Raw genomic sequence first — 18431 nt, forward strand, 5'->3', positions numbered from 1 at the left:
TATCAAGCACCCTGTTGAGTTCTCAAAAAACAACCACACACCATCAAAGCAACCCACCAAGGGCCACCATCCGGGGCACCACACCCGACCACAACCGCACCGGGCACTCCTACTACGTTACCTCACCATCTGCGGCGAGTCAAACCAGTTTGACTGGTACGTCACGCTTCAGGTGGTTCGGCACCGGCGTCCGCGCGCAGCAAGCTACCGCCTGACTCGAACTCCGGATTCGACAGGCCGGCCGCTGCGGTCACCCGCAAGCTCGCCCGGTTCCCTGCCGGTCGTGAACCTTACCCGGTTGGTTACGCCCCACCAAATCCGCCCCTCGGCGGCCGATCGAGCCCCACCCGGCCGTGTCCACAGAGGATTTCGCCTCTCCTGGACCCGGAGCCTGCGCGACCCCTGGCTATCAGGACTTTCACCCTGTTTGCCCCGTTCCGCGCTGGCAGAGAGAAAGTTACGCGCCCGACGGTTTGATCGTCAAATCGACGCGGAGCGGTCCCCGTCACACTCGCCCCAGGCACGCCCCGCCAGCTGCCAGACCGAGCGGCAGACCGCCCGCGGCCAGGTGTCTCAACGCGTAGCGCGTCGGTCACCCGCCACCCACGAAGGCCGAACACGCCCACGACCGCGCCGATGATCAGCGACGCCATCGCGAGCAGTGCCTGCACCCTCCGGAAGCCAGTCACCGGCCAGACCCCGACAACCCCGCTGAACAACGAGCGCGGGTCAGGCCCGGGCCCGACACCATCCTTGTCGTATCGGTACACACGCTGGCTCCCCCCTGGACACCGGCGCCGCTTATCCTCCGACGGTCTACTCCCTGCGGAGGCCGCTTACATGCAGCGCACAAGAGATTCCCGACTACTCACCGCCCCGAGCGTGCTGGTCACCGCGACCGCGCTCATCCTCTCCAGTGGCACCAGCGCCCACGCGGACCCGGTGCCCACCACGCCGTTCATCAGTGAGATCCACTACGACAACGCCAGCACGGACACCGGCGAAGCGATCGAGATCGAGGGACCGGTCGGCCTCGACCTGACCGGCTGGCGCATCGTCCTGTACAACGGCGCGAACGGTACCGCGTACAACACCAGGACGTTGAGCGGCGCGGTGCCGGCCGCTGGTGTGGTCGTCGAGACGTACCCGACGGACGGCATCCAGAACGGCGCACCCGACGGCGTCGCGCTCGTCGCGCCCGACGGTGCCGTCGCCGAGTTCCTGACCTACGAGGGCACGTTCACCGCGGTCGGCGGGCCGGCGAACGGCCGGACCGGCGTCGACATCGGCGTGCAGGAGACCGCATCGACCCCCGCCGGCCACTCGCTCCAAAAGGTCGACGGCGGCTGGCGGGCGGCAGCCCCGAACACCTTCGGGGCACGCAACGCAGCACCGGACCCAGACCCGGACCCGACCGGCTGCACCGTCACCGTCAACCGCACCATCGCCGAGGTGCAGGGGGCCGGAACGGCCACACCGCTCGCCGGTGACCGGGTGACCGTCGAGGGCATCGTCACCGCCGACCACCGCACCGGTGGCTACAACGGGGTGTACGTGCAGACGGCAGGCAGTGGCGCACAGCGCACGGTTGCCGCCGGCACCGCCTCGGACGGCATCTTCGTCTACCTGACCACGAACACCGCGAACCACCCGTCAGTCGCCATCGGTGACCGGGTACGGGTCAGCGGCACGGCGAGCGAGTTCAACGGTCTCACCCAACTGACCATCGCGGCCCGGAGCGACGTGCAGGTATGCGCGCACGACGCGCCGCTGCCCGCGCCGGTCCCGGTGGAGCTGCCGCTCGACGAGGCCGCTCGCGAGTCGGTCGAGTCGATGCTCGTGGCGCCGGTCGGCGCGTACTCCGTCTCGGAGGTGTACAACACCAACCGGTACGGCGAAGTCGTGCTCGCCGCCGGCGACCAACCGGCCCGTACCCCGACCGACGTGGCCCGGCCCGGCTCGGACACCGCGCAGGCCCTGGCCGCTGACAACAAGCTGCGTCGCCTGCTGGTGGACGACGGCCGGACGACGAACCTGGCCACCGCCGGACTGCTACCACCGTACGTCTCGCCGAGTAGCCCGCTGCGGGTCGGCGACCAGGTGGAGACGTTCGGCCCCTCGGTGCTGTCGTACGGCTTCAACGAGTGGCGTCTGCAGCCGACCCGCCCCGTCGACGCGGACACCGCACCGGCCGCCCGGACCACCTTCAAGGCCACGAACCCGCGTACCGCCGGACCCGTCGACGTGGGCGGCGACCTGCGGGTGGCCAGCTTCAACGTGCTGAACTACTTCGTCCACTTCGGCGGTGACGCCCGGGGTGCCGCCGACGAGGCTGCGTTGGCCAAGCAGGAAGCGAAGATCGTCTCGGCGATCACCGCGCTCGACGCCGACGTGGTGGCGCTGGAGGAGATCGAGAACTCGGTCCGGTTCAACGCCGAGGACCCGCAGCAGGCCCTCAAGCGCCTGGTATCCGCCCTGAACAACGAGGACGGCGCGGGCACCTGGGACTACGTCCGCACTCCGGCTGACCTTCCCGGCGCGACCCAGCAGGACGTCATCACCACCGCGATCATCTTCAAGCCGGCGAAGGCCCAGCCGAAGGGACCGTCGCGGTCGGTGAACGACGAGACGGTGTGGTCGAACGCCCGCGAGCCGATCGCGCAGACATTCACCGCCGGCTCGGTGGACTTCATCGTGGTGGCCAACCACTTCAAGTCCAAGAGCGGTGCCGGCACCGGGGACAACGCCGACACCGGTGACGGTCAGGGCGGTTGGAACGGCGACCGGGTCCGACAGGCCGGGGCACTGGCCGCCTTCGTGGAACGGGTGAAGACCGACAGCGGCACCGACGACGTGCTGCTGCTCGGCGACTTCAACGCGTACACCCAGGAGGACCCGATGCAGGTCCTCTACGACGAGGACTACCGCAACCTCAACGACACCGGGCGGACCAGTTACGTCTTCAACGGTGAGTCCGGTTCACTCGACCACGCCCTCGCCTCGCCGTCGCTGGCATCGCGGGTCACCGGCGTCGACGTCTGGCAGATCAACGCGGTCGAGTCGTACGCCTTCCAGTACGACGGCCCGGCCGCGTTCTTCGCGCCGGACCCGTACCGGGCGAGCGACCACAACCCGCTGGTCGTGGGCCTCGACACCGGGGCCGGTGACGGTCCGGTGACCCTCCAGTTGTTGAGCATCAACGACTTCCACGGCCGGCTGGAGTCCCCGGCCACCGTCGGAGGTCAACCGGTCGGCGGTGCGGCTCAGGTCGCCGGTCTGGTCGACAAGTTGCGGGCGGAGAACCCGAACACCGCGTTCGTCTCCGCTGGTGACAACATCGGCGCCTCCACCTTCATCTCGGCGATCGACGACGACAACCCGACGATCGACGCGTTGAACGAGGCCGGTCTGCTGGTCTCGGCGGTGGGCAACCACGAGTTCGACAAGGGCATGGCGGACCTGACCGGCCGGGTCACCGACCGGGCCGACTTCCCGCACCTGGGTGCAAACGTGTACCGAGGTGACACGCGGGCGTTGCCCGCGTACTCGGTGCAGACCATCGGCGGTGTCCGGGTCGGCTTCATCGGTGTGGTCACCGAGCAGACCGGGGCACTGGTCAGCCCGGACGGTATCGCCGGCATCACCTTCCGCGATCCGGTGGCCGAGACGAACCTGGTCGCCGGCCAGCTCAAGGATGGCGACCCGGCCAATGGTGAGGCCGACGTCGTGGTGCTGCTCGCGCACGAGGGCGCCGCGACCGAGAACATCGACACCCCGGAGGCGTTGGCGGACGATGCGGTCTTCGGCGACTTCACCCGCGCCGACGACACCGTCGACGTGATCTTCAGCGGGCACACCCACCAGCCGTATGCCTTCGAGGTGCCGGTTCCCGGCACCGACAGGCTGCGGCCGATCGTGCAGGCCGAGGACTACGGTAAGCGCCTGGGCAGGGTCACGCTGACCTTCGATCCGGCGGCGGGCGTCATCACCTCCGTCGACGCGTCCCTGGTGGACGTTGTCGGCGCGCCGCAGGACCCGGCGGTGGCGGAGATCGTGGCCACGGCGAAGGTACGGGCGCAGGAGCTGGGCCAGCGCGAGCTCGGGCAGATCACCGCCGACATCCGGCGGGCCTACACCGACGGCAACGAGGATCGGGGCAAGGAGTCGGCGCTCGGTAACCTCGTCGCCGACGTGCAGCTCGCGGGTACCAGTGACGCCGGCCGGGGCGGGGCGCAGATCGCGTTCATGAACCCGGGCGGGCTGCGGTCCGATCTGGTGTACGCGCCCGACGGCACGGTCACCTACGCCGAGGCCTTCGCCGTGCAGCCGTTCGCGAACGACGTGGTCACCCGGACGTACACGGGTGCCCAGATCAAGCAGGTGCTCGAGGAGCAGTGGCAGCCGGCGGGCGCGTCGCGTCCGGTCTTGTGGCTGGGGGTGTCGAAGGGCTTCTACTACACCTACGATCCGCAGGCCGCACAGGGTTCCCGGATCACCTCGATGAAGCTGGACGGCAGGCCGATCGACCCGGCAGGTAGCTACCGGGTTACGGTCAACTCGTTCCTCGCGGCGGGTGGCGACAACTTCACCACTCTCGCCAAGGGCACCGACACGGTGACCACCGGGGACAACGACCTCACCATGTTGGTCAGCTACTTTTCGGCGAACTCACCGATCACGGCGGACACCACGCCGCGATCGGCTGTCGGTCAGGGCGGGCCGGAGTGCACCACGACGATCACCGGTAAGCGCACCAAGCCGCTGCTGGTGACGACGGGTCTGACCTGTCTGGAGAACGCCACGGTCGCCGGCCCGGTGTCGGTCGCCCCCGGCGCATCGCTTCGGGTCGACGGCGGCACCATCAACGGCCCGGTGTCCGCGCTCCGACCGGTGCTGTTCGAGTTCTCGGGCACCGAGATCTCCGGCCCGGTCACGGTGGCCGGTGCCACCGGTGAGTTGAAGATCAGCGGTGGCCGGGTCAACGGCCCGGTGTCGCTCATCGCCAACCAGGGTGGGGTACGGGTCGACCAGGTCACCGTCAGTGGCCCGATGACCGTGATCGGCAACGTCGGCGGCCAGCCGGTGGTCGTCGCGGCGAACACCGTCAGCGGCCCGCTGGCCTGCGTCGGGAACAACCCGGCTCCGGTGAACGAGGGTCGGGCGAACACGGTACGGGGTCCGTCGGTGGGTCAGTGCGCCCGCCTGTGACCGGTAGGTGAAAGCGCCGGTCCGCGGTCGGAGCAGTCCGGCCGCGGACCGGCCATCGGTTGGCGGATGACCCACCCGACTGAGCCGAAGATACCCCCCGGGGTATACTAGGGATCGGCCGACCGATCGAGACGGCATCACCGCCCCCTCGGCCGGGTACGCCACCCGTTCGCGACGACCTATCGAGGAGCTGGACATGACGGTGCAGGTGTCGGTCATCACGACGTCGTCCCTCGGCGACCGCAGCTACCTGGCCACCGACGGCCGGATCGCGGTCGTGGTGGACCCGCAGCGGGACATCGACCGGGTACTGCACCTCGCCGGTGCGGCCAGCGCACGGATCAGTCACGTGGTCGAGACGCACCTGCACAACGACTACGTCTCCGGCGGGCTGGACCTGGTCCGACTGACCGGGGCCAATTACCTGGTGGCCGCCGCCGACGAGGCCGGTTTCGACCGGGTCCCGGTCGGTGACGGGGACATCGTCGAGGTGTCGGCGGCGATGCGGCTCCGGGCCGTGGCCACCCCGGGTCACACCTTCCACCACCTGTCGTACGTGCTGGACGAGGCTACCGAGACCGGCTGGACGCCGGTCGGGGTCTTCACCGGAGGTTCACTGCTGTTCGGCACCACCGGACGCACCGACCTGCTCGGCGCCGGACACGCACACGAGTTGGCTGAGCGTCAGCACACGTCAGCGAAGCGGCTCGCCGACCTGCTTCCCGACGGGGCACAGGTGTGGCCCACCCACGGCTTCGGCAGCTTCTGCTCGGCCAGCCAGGCCGACGCCCCGGAATCGACGATCGGCCGGGAAAAGCAGGTCAACCCGGTGTTCCGGCTGGCTTCGACCGAGTTCGTCACCGAGACCCTGGCTGGTCTGGACGCCTACCCGGCGTACTACGCGCACATGGGGGAGGCGAACACCACAGGCCCGGCACCGGTCGACCTCACCCCGGTGGCACGGGCCGACGCCGCGCAGCTGCGGGAGCGCATCGCCGCCGGGGAGTGGGTGGTCGACCTGCGAAACCGCAAGGCGTACGCGGCCTCCCACCTGGCCGGCACGGTCAGCCTCGGCCTCGACGGACCGATGGCGACCTGGCTCGGCTGGCTGATCGACTGGGGCACACCGGTCACGCTGCTGGCCGAGACGCCGGAGCAGGTTGCCGACGCGCAACGCGAGCTGGTCCGGATCGGTATCGACCGGCCCGCCGCCCAGGCGACAGGCACGCCCGGGCAGTGGGCCGACGGGCCGACCGGGCTACGGGAGCTTCCGGTCACTGACTTCCCGGCGCTGGCCAGCGCTCAGACGGGAGAACCACCGGCCGGGCTGCCCACCCCGCAGGTCGTCCTCGACGTACGGCTGGGCAACGAGTGGCGGGACGGTCACATCGACGGTGCTGTGCACGTACCACTGCCCGAGCTCCCCCGCCGGATGGCCGACATCCCGGTCGGCACCGTCTGGGTGCACTGCGGGTCCGGCTACCGGGCCGCCTTCGCCGCCTCCCTGCTGGCGAACGCCGGCCGCGACGTGGTGCTCGTCAACGACCTCTTCGGCAACGCCGAGCCGGCGGGCATACGACTGGACCGTCGCGCCTGACCTAGCTTTTCGTCGGGCGTGTCCCTTCGACGGACAGCAGGGCGGCGAGTTGCCGCAGGACCGGCAGCCGGGCTCGGTAGTAGACCCAGGTGCCCCGTCGTTCGGAGTCGACCAGACCCGCTTCCCGCAACGTCCGCAGGTGGTGCGAGATCGTCGGGCCGGTCAGGTCGAAGGCCGGGGTCAGGTCACAGACACACACCTCACCGCCCTCGGCCGAGGCGATCATCGACATCAGTTGCAGCCGGACGGGATCGCCGAGGGCTTTGAACGCGGGCGCCAACAGGATGGCGGTCTCGCCGGGGACCCGCTGCTGCGCCAACGGTGGGCAGCACGGGACGGCGGCGAGATCGAGGGGAGGTGACACCACCTGCTCCGACATGACCCTAGGTTGACATCGATCTAATCACCGTGCAACTCTCTGATTCGAAGATAATCGAGACAGCGTGACGGTGGCGCACCGCCCAAGACGGTCGGCCCGCCTCGCTGTTCGACAACCGTCGACAAGAGGAGCTTCTGGTGAGTGACCTGGACCACCTGCCCGTCGCCGTCATCGGCGCGGGGCCGATCGGCCTCGCCGCCGCCGCACACCTGCACGAGCGGGCGCTCCCGTTCACCGTCCTCGAGGCGGGCGCCGCCGCCGGCGCCACCGTCCGCCAGTGGGGCCACGTTCGCGTCTTCTCACCCTGGCGGTACAACATCGATCCGGCCGCCCGTCGGCTGCTCGACGAGGCCGGCTGGGTGGCACCCGACCCAGACGCCCTGCCGACCGGTGCGGACCTCGTCGAGACCTACCTTCAGCCCCTGGCGGACCTGCCACAACTCAAGCCGCAGCTCAGCTACAACGCACGGGTCACGGCCATCAGCCGGCTCGGCTACGACCGGCTGCGTACCACCGGTCGGCAGGCCGCTCCGTTCCTGCTCCGGCTGACCGACGGCCGGGAGATCACCGCCCGGGCCGTCGTCGACGCCTCCGGCACCTGGGACACCCCGAACGTGCTCGGCGCCTCCGGTCTGCCCGCACATGGCGAGACCGAAGCCGCCGCCCACCTGGAGCACGCACTGCCGGACGTGCTCGGCACCGACCGGGCCCGCTTCGCCGGCCGGCACACCCTGGTCGTCGGCGCCGGACACTCCGCCGCCAACACCCTGCTCTCGCTCGCCGAACTCGCTGCCACCGCACCCGACACCGAGGTGACGTGGGCCATCCGGTCGCAGTCACCGACGCGCACCTACGGCGGCGGTGACGCCGACGCGCTACCCGCTCGCGGCGCACTCGGCTCCCGGCTGCGGGCACACGTCGACGCCGGCCGCATCCGGCTGCTGACCGGATTCTCCGTACACGCGATCGCCCCCGCCGACGGTCGGGTAGCCGTGGTCGTCCGACGCGGCGACGGCACCCAGGACGGCGTCACCGTGGACCGCATCGTCGCCGCCACCGGTTACCGGCCCGACCACACCATCACCGCCGAGCTACGCCTGGACCTTGATCCGATCATGGGTGCCAGCCGTGCCCTCGCCCCGCTCATCGACCCCAACGAACACTCCTGCGGCACCGTCCCACCCCACGGCGTCGACGAACTCGCCCACCCGGAACCGGGCTACTACGCCGTCGGAATGAAAAGCTACGGCCGCGCACCCACCTTCCTCATGGCCACCGGCTACGAACAGGCCCGTTCCGTGGTCGCCGCCATCGCCGGTGACTGGCAGGCCGCCCGGGACGTACGGCTCGAACTGCCCGAAACCGGTGTCTGTAGCAGTGACCCCGCCGATTCGGTGGCAGGTGACGACTGCTGCGGCCCGACTTCCCCGCCGACGGGCAGGGGCCTGGCCACCGGCCTCGGCGGCGGTCTGCTCACCGCACCGCTGAACCTGGTCGACACCGACGAGCCGGCAACCACCCGGCAGGACGACTGCTGCGGCAGCTGACGCCAGCCGAGAAAGAAGAGTCGATCTGTGAGGCCACCGGCATCCGGCAGGCGATGAGCAAAGTCGGCAGCTCGGCCGACAACGTCCTCGCCGGGTCGTTCATAACGGCGATCGACACGATTTCGGTTGCCGGTGCCACGCCCCGCGCTCGTCCCCATCCCACCAAGGTCTGACGGTTCAACCGGGTCAGGCGATAATGGCGAGCAGGTCCTGACAGGCCTGCTGACAGGCCCGGCACGACTCAGCGCAGATCCGGCAGTGCTCATGCATGTCGGCGTGGCTGGCGCACTCATCGCCGCAGGACTTGCAGGCCATGATGCACGCCTCGAGCAGGGTGCGGGTGATGTTGGCGTCGTAGCCGGTATGCCGCGACAGCACCCGCGCAGTCGTGCCGCAGATGTCGGCGCAGTCCATGTTCGTACGGATGCACTTGGTCAGCTCGGCAACCATGCCTTCACTCAGGCAGGCGTCGGCGCACGCGGTGCACGCCTCGCTGCAGGCGATCAGTGCACCAATGGTGGTAGCCAGCTTGTGCCGGTCCAGGTTGATCGACTGTGGGTAGGTCTCCAGCATGGGCAGGGTGGTGCTCGTCATGACGACCTCCACGTTCAGGTATTGGGCTTCGTCCGCATACCCGTACGAGTGCGAGTAACGCCGAAGGCAGGCGTCTTTTCGCTGCCGCTGAGCCGATCCCGAGCCCCGCCACGACCTCCACAATCCGGTCGAATAGACGCATTCATGTCACTACCCGTATAGGCTCCGCCGCTGTGGGGTCACTAGAAAGTCCGGCACAGCCGGGTACCGGACGACACCGAACCGAACAGCCGCGCATCCTCCGTGGTGGGCTCGTCGGCACCGTGTGGCTCGCGTCCGGTGCCGTCGCCTACACCCTCGACGACAACCTGTTGGCGTTGAGCGTCCTGTCGACGTTGTTCGGCGGCTGGGTGTTCTGGAACCACGGCGGCAGCCGGATAACTGCGGTCGGCGTCTACAACCTGGCGTTCGCGCTCTTCGTCGGGTTCGCCGGCATCTACCTCGCGGCAGACACCGCCGACACCGACCCGGGCGTGCCGCTGCTGACCGTACAGGCGGTCTGCTACGCCAGCCATGTGGTGACGTGGCTGATTTTCTGGAGCCGCCCGGTCCGCCACCACACGGCGGCCATCAGCGTCAACGGACCCACAGCGACCTGGGCGGTCGCCTTCGGCGCGGTGCTGCTCGCCATCGCCATCGCCGGGTCAGCCGTCGTCGGCCCCGCCGCGCCCTTGGTGAAGCCCTCGGGTTTCGTCGGGGTCGTGCTGGTCGCGGCAGGACTGTTCCTGGGGCCGCTCGGACGGTGGACGGTCCTCTGCGGCTCTCTCACCACAGCCGCGTTCGGTGTCTACTTCACGTTCCTGTTCAGTGGGTACGGACGCATCGTCATCGGCTCCCTGGCCCTGGCTCTGCTGGCCGTGTTCGCGCAGCGGTACCACCGCCGCTACGCCAAGATGGCGGTGATCCTGGGCGCTGCTCCCGTACTGCTGTTTCTTGCGTCGATCCGCGCCGGCGGGCCTGCGACCACCGTCGACAGTGACGGTTTCGGCTCGGCGGTCAGCCCGCTCGCCTCGTTCGCCTCGTTGTGGCAGATGTCTGCGTGGGGGGTGCTGCCGAACGGGAGCGGATCGACATTCTGGGCGACCGCGGTAGCGTTGTTCCCTCGCTCGTTGTGGCCGGACAAACCTGTCGGATTCGGCGCGGAGATCGTGCCGTTCCTGTCGCCGCACCTGGCCGGCACCGACCATTCCGCGGCAGCCCTCTGGCACGGTGAGTGGTTGTACAACTTCGGGCCGGCGGGGATCGTCGCGATGGTCCCGGTGACCGGTGTCGCGGTGCGCGGTATCGACTGGGTACTGACGTGGGCGACGTCGCATCCTCTCGACACCCCGGCGGCGCTCGCCGGTTTCGTCGGCGCGGTGCTGGGTTCGGTGGGCCTGTTCGACCTGCTGTGGGTGGGCAGCTTCACGGTCATGGGACGCACCGGTGCGCGGCTGCTGGTGCTGATGGCGCTGGTTGCCGTGGCAGGGTGGATTCGGATGCGTCCTACCGCTAGCACCGGTCGGGGCGAGTTGAGCTTCGACGCGGCGAGCCAGGTGATGCGCGCGGGAGCCCCCCCGGCAGCGATCCACGTAAGTGGATACGATGGGTACCATCGCGGTTGGGAGCCGCCGAACAGTCACCGGCAGTGTGGTCACACGTCTGCCGCTTCGGCGGCGAAGTCACCGTCCGTGCCGGTAACAGCGCCATCGCCGGCTGGACCGTCAACTGGACCTGGTCCAATGGACAGCGCATCCGCCGTCACCCCCGGTCCGCCGGACGGGTGACCCTACGTTCCGCTTTCGCGAACCGTCCTCGACGGGAACAACCGCCACGTACCGTCGACACAGACCGACCATCCTGAGACGCCTGATGGCGGGCGAGGGACGGAACGTGATGTGCGGCATAAGCGGTGAGGCGAGGTTCGACGGTGCCACGCCCGACGTCAACGCGGTGACCCGGATGACCGAGGCGATGCGGTCCCGGGGCCCGGACGGCGAGGGCCTGTGGTGCGATGGCTGGGTGGCCCTCGGGCACCGCCGGCTTACCGTCATCGACCTTTCCGACGCGGGCCGCCAGCCCATGGTGCGCGAGGATCTCGGCCTCGCGCTGGTCTTCAACGGTTGCATCTACAACTACCCGGAACTGCGTGAAGAGCTACGCGCAGCCGGGCACAGCTTCAACTCCACCAGTGACACCGAAGTGATCCTGGTCGCGTACGCACACTGGGGTGAGAACTTCGTCGACCATCTCGTCGGCATGTTCGCGGTGGGTCTGGTCGACCGCACCCGCCGTCGTCTCGTGCTGGCCCGGGACCGCCTCGGAATCAAGCCCCTCTACCTCACCGAGACGGCGGGCCGGCTGCGGTTCGCCTCGACGCTGCCGGCGTTGCTCAAGGCAGGTGACGTGGACACCGCCGTCGACCCGCTGGCGCTGCACCACTACCTGTCGTGGCACTCGATCGTGCCGGCACCCCGCACCATCCTGCGCGGTGTCCGAAAGCTGCCCCCGGCCACCGTCCGGATCGTCGAGGCCGACGGGCGCAGCCGCGACCGCCGCTACTGGCGCCCCGGCTACGTCCGGGACCCCAGCCACGCCGGTTGGGATCACCGGGACTGGCGGACCGCCATCGGTGACGCCCTCCGCACCGCGGTACGACGGCGCCTCGTCGCCGACGTGCCGGTGGGCGTGCTGCTCTCCGGCGGGCTCGACTCGAGTCTCATCGTGGCGCTGCTCGCCGAGGCCGGGCAACCGCACCTGCGCACCTTCAGCATCGGATTCGACAGCCGGCACGGCGAGGCCGGCGACGAGTTCCACTACTCGGACATGGTCGCCCGCGCGTACGGCACCGACCACGTCCGTATCCAGCTCGCCGACGACGACCTGGTGCCAGCCGTACGGCGGACGATCGAGGCGATGACCGAACCGATGGGCAGCCACGACGTGGTCGCCTTCCATCTGCTCTCCGAGCAGGTCTCCGCGCACGTGAAGGTGGCACAGTCCGGGCAGGGCGCCGACGAGGTGTTCGCCGGGTACGGCTACCACCAGCCGCTGACCCGGGTGTCCCGGGCCGAGGCGGCACAGACCTTCACCACCGCCTTCTTCGACCGTGACCACGCCGAGCTGATCCGGGTGGTCGGCCCGGCGTACACCGTCGACGTCGACGCCAGCCGGGAGCTGGTCTTCGCGGAACTGGACGCCCCGGGCGCGGAGACCGCCCTGGACGCGGTGCTGCGCCTGGACACCCACCTGATGCTTCCCGACGACCCGGTCAAACGGGTGGACAGCATGAGCATGGCCTGGGGGTTGGAGGTGCGCACCCCGTTCCTCGACCAGGACCTGGTCACCCTCGCGGCGGCCTGCCCGCCGCAGCACAAGGTCAGCCAGGGCGGCAAGGGCGTCATCAAGGAGGTCGCCCGGGAGGTACTGCCCGCCGAGGTGATCGACCGGCCGAAGGGCTACTTCCCGGTGCCGGCCCTGCGCAACGTCGACGGCCCGGTCCGTGACCTCGTCGAGGCGGCGCTTCGGACGCCGGCAGCACGCGAGCGCGGACTGTTCCGGCAGGAGTACATGGACACGCTACTCGCCGACCCCGGACAGGCGCAGGCCGCCGCGGGCAGCAACAAGCTGTGGCAGATGGGCCTGCTCGAACTCTGGCTCCAGACCCACGGCATCCGCTGAACGCGGCGGCGGTCCTGCCGCTCAACCGGCGGCGGTCTCGGCGGCGAGGTGATCGAGGACTGCCCGGACGTCCCCACCGGTACGTGCGATGACCCGCCGCTGCCGGGCCGCACCGGTACCGTCGCGGCGCAGCCGGGCCAGCTGTTCCAGCACGTACGACAGGTCCCCGTGCCGGACCAGCGCGGGTGTCACGGTGGCGAACAGCTCCTCCACGAGGTCCCATGCCGGGCGTGCGCCACCGCCGCGTAGATCGACGAGTCTGCCGTCCAACCCTTCGTGGGCGGCTCGCCAGTGTGCCGCCGCGAGCAGACAGCTACGCAGACGGGGTGCCGGGACGCCGGCCCGCACCTGATCGGCCATGGTGGCGACAAGCGCTCGCACCAGAGCCGCGACCAGCACCGTGTCGTCCACTCCGGGGCACACGTCGCCCACCCGGATCTCCACCGTGGGATAGCTGGCCGACGGACGGGCGTACCAGTAGACCATCGCCGCGTCGAGCATGATTCCCGCGTCGACCAACTCCGTCACCGTCGCGTCGTAGTCGGCCACGGAGGCGAAGTAGGGGGTGGGGCCGATGCTCGGCCAACGCTCCAGCTGCATGGCACGCCAGCTTGCGTGACCGGTGTCCGCGCCGTCGTGCAGGGGCGAGTTGGCGGTGAGCGCCTGCACCACCGGAAGCCACGGTCGCAGATGGTTGCCGACCTGCACCGCCAGGTCCCGGTCCGGCAGACCCACGTGCACGTGGCAGCCGCACACGGCCGGATCGTGTGCGACCGGGCCGAAGCGGCGCGACATGGCTTGGTAACGCGGTTCGTCCGGTACCGTCCGGTGCGACTCGTGCACCGGCGTGGCGCCGACCGCGACCAACCGTGCTCCCGCTGACCGGGCAGCTTCCGCTGCGGCACGTCGCAAGGTGATCAGGTGTTCGCGGAGGTCCGCCAGGTCGACACAGACAGGGGTGACCATTTCCACCATGCTGTGCCGGAACTCCTGCCGACTCTGCTCGCGGGCCGTGCCCAGCAGGGCCGCCAGCACCTGGTCGGCGACCGGCAGGCTCTCCCCTGTCTCCGGGTCGAGCAGCAGGAACTCCTCCTCCACCCCTATGGTCAGGCGCGCTGGCACATCCACGACGCTCAGGGACGGCGCGGTGGACGGGTGTCTCGTCATCGTCGGCATCCCCTCCTGCCGGCGACGGCATCGCCGCCGCGCTGCCGAGACTTCCCCGCAACGGTTCGGGCAAACGGCATCCGCCGCCTGACCGGGCTGTGGTCGACGACGGGTGCCGGGGCGGTCTCAGCCCACCGGCAACCGCAGCCGGATCGCTTGCCGGTGCGCGGGAAGCGCCACGGAGTACAGGTCGGCGACGACCTCGTCCAGCAACCGGCTGATCCGTGGTTGACCGTCCGTGGTACTCCGCAGTTCGTCAACGATCATCGCCAGATGCGTGTCGTAGGTGGGGCGGTTCGCCACCACCCGTACCGTGTCGTCGTCGTCGCGTACGACCACGACCGGATCGGGCCGGGTCGCGAGCCGGCGGAGCAGGTCGTGCGCCTCCTGCACGGCGCGTACCGCAGTCGTGACGTCATTTGACGCGGGGGACAACGCCCGCGCGGCGATGTCCGCCAACTGGCGGAGACCGAACCCCACGTCCTGCCCCGGTGTGCGTTCCACGCCGATCGTGACCGCGTGGGCGACGCGTTCGGTGGGGAGTTGGCGGGGCTCAGCGGTGGGTGTCCGGTGGCAGTGCAGCAACGGCGCACCGGCGACCACGAAGTCTCCCGGCGCCGGTACGACGGTGATCGAGCAGTAGTGTTCCCGCCCCAGCCGGGCGAGCCGGGCGAGGTCGACACTGGTGACCAGGCCCGCCGCCACAGCCGGCACGACCTGCACAACCTCGCCCACCACGCCGGCCGGTTCCTCGCTGTCGGGCACATGCTGATCGATGGTGCGGCGGGTCTGCGCGCCGATGGCGACGATGATGTGCGACACCCGCATCACGGTGGTGATGTGGTGCAGGTAGTAGATGAACATCGCGGTGCTGGCCAGGACGAGCGACATCGACACGGCGAGGGAGAGTTCGGGTAGGCGCTCACTGTCGCGGGCCGGTAGAGCGGCCAGAACCACCATCGCGAAGAGGAACGTCGCCACGAACGTCCCGAGCGTGGACTGGATGACCCGGTCCTGGAGGAAGGTGCGCAGCACCCGGGGGGAGTACTGGCTGCTGGCCAGTTGCAGTGCCACCACGGTGATGGAGAAGACCAACGCGGTGAACGAGATCATCGCCGTGATGATCGACGACAGTAGGGACCTGGCACCGGCGGGGCCGCTGGGCAGAATGCTCTCGATCGGCAGCCGGAGTTGCAGCTCCAGCACGGACAGGCCGATGGCCAGCACGACGGCACTCGTCGCGAACAGCGCCGGGACGAGCCAGAAACCCTGCCGTATCTCGGCGAGCCGGGCGGCAACCGTTCGGGGCCGGTTCACGTCGCCGTGGCCTTGCTCTCGCGGTCGGCGCTGAGGAAGAAGGCTCCGACCGCCCCGGCGAGGGTGCCGAACACCACCACCGAGTAGATCGCGAGTACCAGCTCGACGACCTGGGCGACCGGGTCGTTCGCACCCAGCGGCTCACCGGTGATGGTGCTCAGGGCGACATCGTGCAGCGCTGGCCCGTACGCCCGGTAGGAGCCGGTGACGACCAGCAGCTGGCCGACGCTGAGGATGACCGTCGTGGTGATGATCGCCAGCCACGCGATCCGGTCGGTCAGCAACCGACCGGCGGAGCGCGAGCCGCGGACGGCGGCAGTGATGACGCCACCGGCACGGGCGGCGCGCAGAGCGTAGGCGGCCCGGGCGAAACGGAGGAACGGCACAGCCAGGAAGATGACCTGCCACCAGTTGCGTCGCCAGAATCGACCCGCGTCGTGGCGGGCCAGCCAGGCACGCAGAGCGAACTCGGCCACGAACACCGCCCACAGCGCCCAGCCCAGCACGGACAGCGCAGTGGACAGCGTGGGATGCCCGGCGAGCGCCTGCCCGAACACGACGAGTACGAAGAGCACGCCGAGGGCACCCATCGGCTTGTCGAGCCGCCGGGCGACGCCGTGCAGTACCGCGTCCTCTGGAGTTCGCTCGTCGTCGACGGGCCGGCTCATCGCCGCTCCGGCCCGGCGACCCGGACGTCGACGCGCCCTGACTGCCGGGTCGTACCTCGGCGACCGGCGTCATCACAGCCTGGCCGGTCCCGCCCGTTCACGGGTACGTCATCCACGTGCGTTCGCCTGCGGTGCCGTTCCGGAACGATCGGCGGGTCACGGTGGTCTCCTCCCGGCGGTCGTGCGACCGCAGCCGCGTCCGATGCCCTGGCTAGCCCGCTACCCGCAATCCTCGATCGCAAACGTCGAGTCGCCGGCCGTCATCGTCACGGGCGGAGACCGTCATCGTCACGGGCTGAGACCGTCATCGGATCGTCGTGTTGTCCGCTGCGACTGCGGGTAGGGCAGGCGTAGGGAACCAGTCCCCTGAAGGAGTAGACGATGGCGCACCCTTGGTTCTTTTCGCACGACCTGCCTCCGCTGTTTCACGCCGACCCCACCGTCGGGGACACCCGACTGGCCTGTCGGCTGCTCACGACGATGCAGCAGGATCCGCGACTGCGTCACGAACGCATCTGCATCGAGGTGCAGAACCGGGTGGTGGTGCTCGAAGGCACGGTGAGCACGGCCGAGGTCAGCGCCGAGGCGCATGCTCTCGCCTGGCGTACCCCGGGAGTGCACGACGTCAGCAACCGGCTGTGCCACGTCGGAGGGTGACCTGATCCGCCGGCTCCGCAGGGGACGGTGTCCGGGTGGTTCTCGTCGTTCGCGGTCAGCTCCCGATCGGTGGTCGGTCGCTGTTGAGGTGGAAGGCGCGCTCCTCGGCCTCTTGGCGGGCCACGACGAAGTCGCGTTGCCAGTCCTGGGCATCGTCCGGGACACGGGCGACCACGTGCTCACCGTGCATCCGCCCGTCCGCGTCGGTGAGGGTGACAGCGACGACGGTGTGGCCACGGCCCGGGATCGCGTAGTGGCGCACGGCCCAGCGGGCGGAGACCTGCGCGGCGTGACGCCGGCGTCGGGCAGCGCCGGTCAGGACCGCGGCGATCAGCACGACGGCGGTCAGCACGACGATGGAGATGGCCAGGAACGCGACGGTCCGCACCCGCCCGAGGCTACCCCGGCACCTGCCGCTGGTGCAGCGTACGAGGGTGTCGCCGGGCTGTCGCTGCACCGGACGGGCCGCCGCCGGCGCCCTTTCGACTCCGGCCCGGGGCGATCCGGGCCGGAGCCGAGTGGGACCGGCGCCGGGGTCAGACGATGTTGATGTCGCTGCACCACATGTAGGTCTGGTCCATGTGCGACGCCTTCCAGATCACGAAGAGGACGTGCTGTCCGGTGCGTCCGGAGGTCGAGACGTTGAACGAGATGTTCTGCGTCGGCGCGTAGCGCCCGGTCTGCGTGATCAGGTCGATGTTGCCCCAGGTGACTCGCTGGGTGTTCGGGTTGAAACCTTGCCGGGTGAGGTAGACCCGGAAGAAGTCAGCGCCGTGGCTGGCCTGGTCGTAGAACTTCAGCGTGAAGTTGCGGCTGACGGTCGTCGCTTTCCAGGCTCCCAGCTGGTTGAGGGCGTCGTTCCTGGCCAGGGCGTTGCTACAGAGCTGGCCGTCGGGCGTACGGGATTGGTACTGACCGCCCAGGCCGTCACGCAGCTGGCTCATCCAGTTCCACATGGTGTCGGGGTTGGCCTGGAACGCCCGGTAGCACATCGGGTCCTGCGTCTGCATCGCCGGATCCATGTGCCGGTGGCCCCACGTCTGCCAACACTGGTAGGCGCGGCTCGCCGGATTGATCACGGTGCCATGGGCCTGGGCCGCACCCGCCCAGGGCAGCATGCCGACGATCATGGTGAGTGCCAGGACGAGCACCCGGACGGCTGGCCGGGTGCGCCGGCCGGTTCGGTGGGGATGGTGTGGTAGCACGGTGCATCCTCCGTTTCTGGGGCGCTCACCGGGACGGATTGGGAGCGCTTCCAGCAAGTATCACACCAATCCGACAATGCATCAACGTTCGCCTATTGGTATCGGTGTCCATATTTAGCGGTACGGCCTGTGCGCCATTTCTCCGCTTCGCACATCCCAAGACATCGGCCGACGCGACCGCTATTCGGATCAAGGCTGGTAGCGGCAACCCCATCCCGGGTCCAAGGCCAGCACCGCAACGCGCGGCACCTGTGCCGCTGCCTGCCTCCCGGCCGGAGCCGGAAAGCGCACCGCCGGAAGGCAGCAGCGAAATCTCGAACGGCAGCTGCCGCGCTAGCCGTAAAGTTGGTCGGGCTGGGGTGCCGCGGATCAGATCCCACCACGTGCCGCCGCGTCCGATGTAGTAGCAGAAGAGAAGATGAAGCGGTGGTG

Annotated in this window: 13 protein-coding genes; 6 read left to right on the top strand and 7 right to left on the bottom strand. The window is 69.5% G+C overall.

Annotation, left to right across the window (positions count from 1 at the left end):
- The first annotated feature begins 840 nt into the window (after positions 1–840).
- On the top strand, positions 841–5208 hold the full coding sequence (locus tag HCA58_RS20055) for an ExeM/NucH family extracellular endonuclease (protein WP_240956514.1): 4368 nt from the start codon (positions 841–843) through the stop codon (positions 5206–5208).
- A 196-nt stretch (positions 5209–5404) separates the two neighbouring features.
- A complete protein-coding gene (locus HCA58_RS20060) occupies positions 5405–6805 on the top strand; it encodes an MBL fold metallo-hydrolase (protein ID WP_169599385.1) in 1401 nt (466 codons plus the stop codon).
- A 1-nt stretch (position 6806) separates the two neighbouring features.
- Here HCA58_RS20060 and HCA58_RS20065 read toward each other — a convergent pair whose 3' ends face one another.
- Complete coding sequence (locus HCA58_RS20065; RefSeq protein ID WP_169599386.1) at positions 6807–7184, bottom strand: metalloregulator ArsR/SmtB family transcription factor; 378 nt, start codon at positions 7182–7184, stop codon at positions 6807–6809.
- A 137-nt stretch (positions 7185–7321) separates the two neighbouring features.
- Here HCA58_RS20065 and HCA58_RS20070 point away from each other — a divergent pair, with 137 nt between their 5' ends.
- On the top strand, positions 7322–8731 hold the full coding sequence (locus tag HCA58_RS20070) for an FAD-dependent oxidoreductase (RefSeq protein ID WP_169599387.1): 1410 nt from the start codon (positions 7322–7324) through the stop codon (positions 8729–8731).
- A 186-nt stretch (positions 8732–8917) separates the two neighbouring features.
- On the opposite strand, the gene HCA58_RS20075 is transcribed toward HCA58_RS20070, so the two are convergent.
- Positions 8918–9325: a four-helix bundle copper-binding protein gene (locus tag HCA58_RS20075; protein ID WP_169599388.1), complete on the bottom strand. Its 408-nt coding sequence runs from the start codon at positions 9323–9325 to the stop codon at positions 8918–8920.
- A 173-nt stretch (positions 9326–9498) separates the two neighbouring features.
- Here HCA58_RS20075 and HCA58_RS20080 point away from each other — a divergent pair, with 173 nt between their 5' ends.
- Both HCA58_RS20080 and HCA58_RS20085 read left to right on the top strand, forming a co-directional pair.
- Positions 9499–11091, top strand: a complete 1593-nt coding sequence (locus HCA58_RS20080) for a hypothetical protein (protein WP_169599389.1) — start codon at positions 9499–9501, stop codon at positions 11089–11091.
- Between the two features lie 109 nt (positions 11092–11200).
- Positions 11201–12985, top strand: a complete 1785-nt coding sequence (locus HCA58_RS20085) for an N-acetylglutaminylglutamine amidotransferase (RefSeq protein ID WP_169599390.1) — start codon at positions 11201–11203, stop codon at positions 12983–12985.
- A gap of 21 nt (positions 12986–13006) precedes the next feature.
- Here the strand turns inward: HCA58_RS20085 and HCA58_RS20090 are convergent, their stop codons facing one another.
- The 3 genes from HCA58_RS20090 to HCA58_RS20100 form a co-directional block, all read right to left on the bottom strand.
- On the bottom strand, positions 13007–14152 hold the full coding sequence (locus HCA58_RS20090) for a glutamate--cysteine ligase (protein ID WP_169599391.1): 1146 nt from the start codon (positions 14150–14152) through the stop codon (positions 13007–13009).
- 126 nt (positions 14153–14278) lie between these two features.
- Positions 14279–15469, bottom strand: coding sequence for a DUF2254 domain-containing protein (locus HCA58_RS20095; RefSeq protein WP_169599392.1), 1191 nt, complete (start codon positions 15467–15469; stop codon positions 14279–14281).
- The gene (locus HCA58_RS20100) at positions 15466–16137 is read right to left on the bottom strand and encodes a hypothetical protein (protein WP_205809202.1); all 672 of its coding nucleotides are present in this window, start codon (positions 16135–16137) and stop codon (positions 15466–15468) included. Before HCA58_RS20100 ends, HCA58_RS20095 begins: the two co-directional genes overlap by 4 nt.
- Before the next feature lie 381 nt (positions 16138–16518).
- Between HCA58_RS20100 and HCA58_RS20105 the strand changes: the two genes are divergently transcribed.
- The gene (locus HCA58_RS20105) at positions 16519–16794 is read left to right on the top strand and encodes a BON domain-containing protein (protein WP_169599393.1); all 276 of its coding nucleotides are present in this window, start codon (positions 16519–16521) and stop codon (positions 16792–16794) included.
- Positions 16795–16849: 55 nt separating this feature from the next.
- Here the strand turns inward: HCA58_RS20105 and HCA58_RS20110 are convergent, their stop codons facing one another.
- Together HCA58_RS20110 and HCA58_RS20115 are read right to left on the bottom strand one after the other, a co-directional pair.
- A complete protein-coding gene (locus HCA58_RS20110; RefSeq protein WP_169599394.1) occupies positions 16850–17182 on the bottom strand; it encodes a hypothetical protein in 333 nt (110 codons plus the stop codon).
- A gap of 148 nt (positions 17183–17330) precedes the next feature.
- Positions 17331–17999, bottom strand: coding sequence for a lytic polysaccharide monooxygenase (locus HCA58_RS20115; RefSeq protein ID WP_346776054.1), 669 nt, complete (start codon positions 17997–17999; stop codon positions 17331–17333).
- Positions 18000–18431 lie beyond the last annotated feature (432 nt).

Origin of the sequence: Micromonospora sp. HNM0581, assembly GCF_012726175.1 — a bacterium.
Lineage (GTDB): Bacteria > Actinomycetota > Actinomycetes > Mycobacteriales > Micromonosporaceae > Micromonospora.

Excerpts from the sequence above, each read along its gene's own strand:
- HCA58_RS20090 (WP_169599391.1), bottom strand. The coding sequence starts at position 14,152 with ATGACGAGACACCCGTCCACCGCGCCGTCCCTGAGCGTCGTGGATGTG.
- HCA58_RS20100 (WP_205809202.1), bottom strand. The coding sequence starts at position 16,137 with ATGAGCCGGCCCGTCGACGACGAGCGAACTCCAGAGGACGCGGTACTG.
- HCA58_RS20075 (WP_169599388.1), bottom strand. The coding sequence starts at position 9,325 with ATGACGAGCACCACCCTGCCCATGCTGGAGACCTACCCACAGTCGATC.
- HCA58_RS20060 (WP_169599385.1), top strand. The coding sequence starts at position 5,405 with ATGACGGTGCAGGTGTCGGTCATCACGACGTCGTCCCTCGGCGACCGC.
- HCA58_RS20065 (WP_169599386.1), bottom strand. The coding sequence starts at position 7,184 with ATGTCGGAGCAGGTGGTGTCACCTCCCCTCGATCTCGCCGCCGTCCCG.
- HCA58_RS20085 (WP_169599390.1), top strand. The coding sequence starts at position 11,201 with ATGTGCGGCATAAGCGGTGAGGCGAGGTTCGACGGTGCCACGCCCGAC.
- HCA58_RS20105 (WP_169599393.1), top strand. The coding sequence starts at position 16,519 with ATGGCGCACCCTTGGTTCTTTTCGCACGACCTGCCTCCGCTGTTTCAC.
- HCA58_RS20055 (WP_240956514.1), top strand. The coding sequence starts at position 841 with ATGCAGCGCACAAGAGATTCCCGACTACTCACCGCCCCGAGCGTGCTG.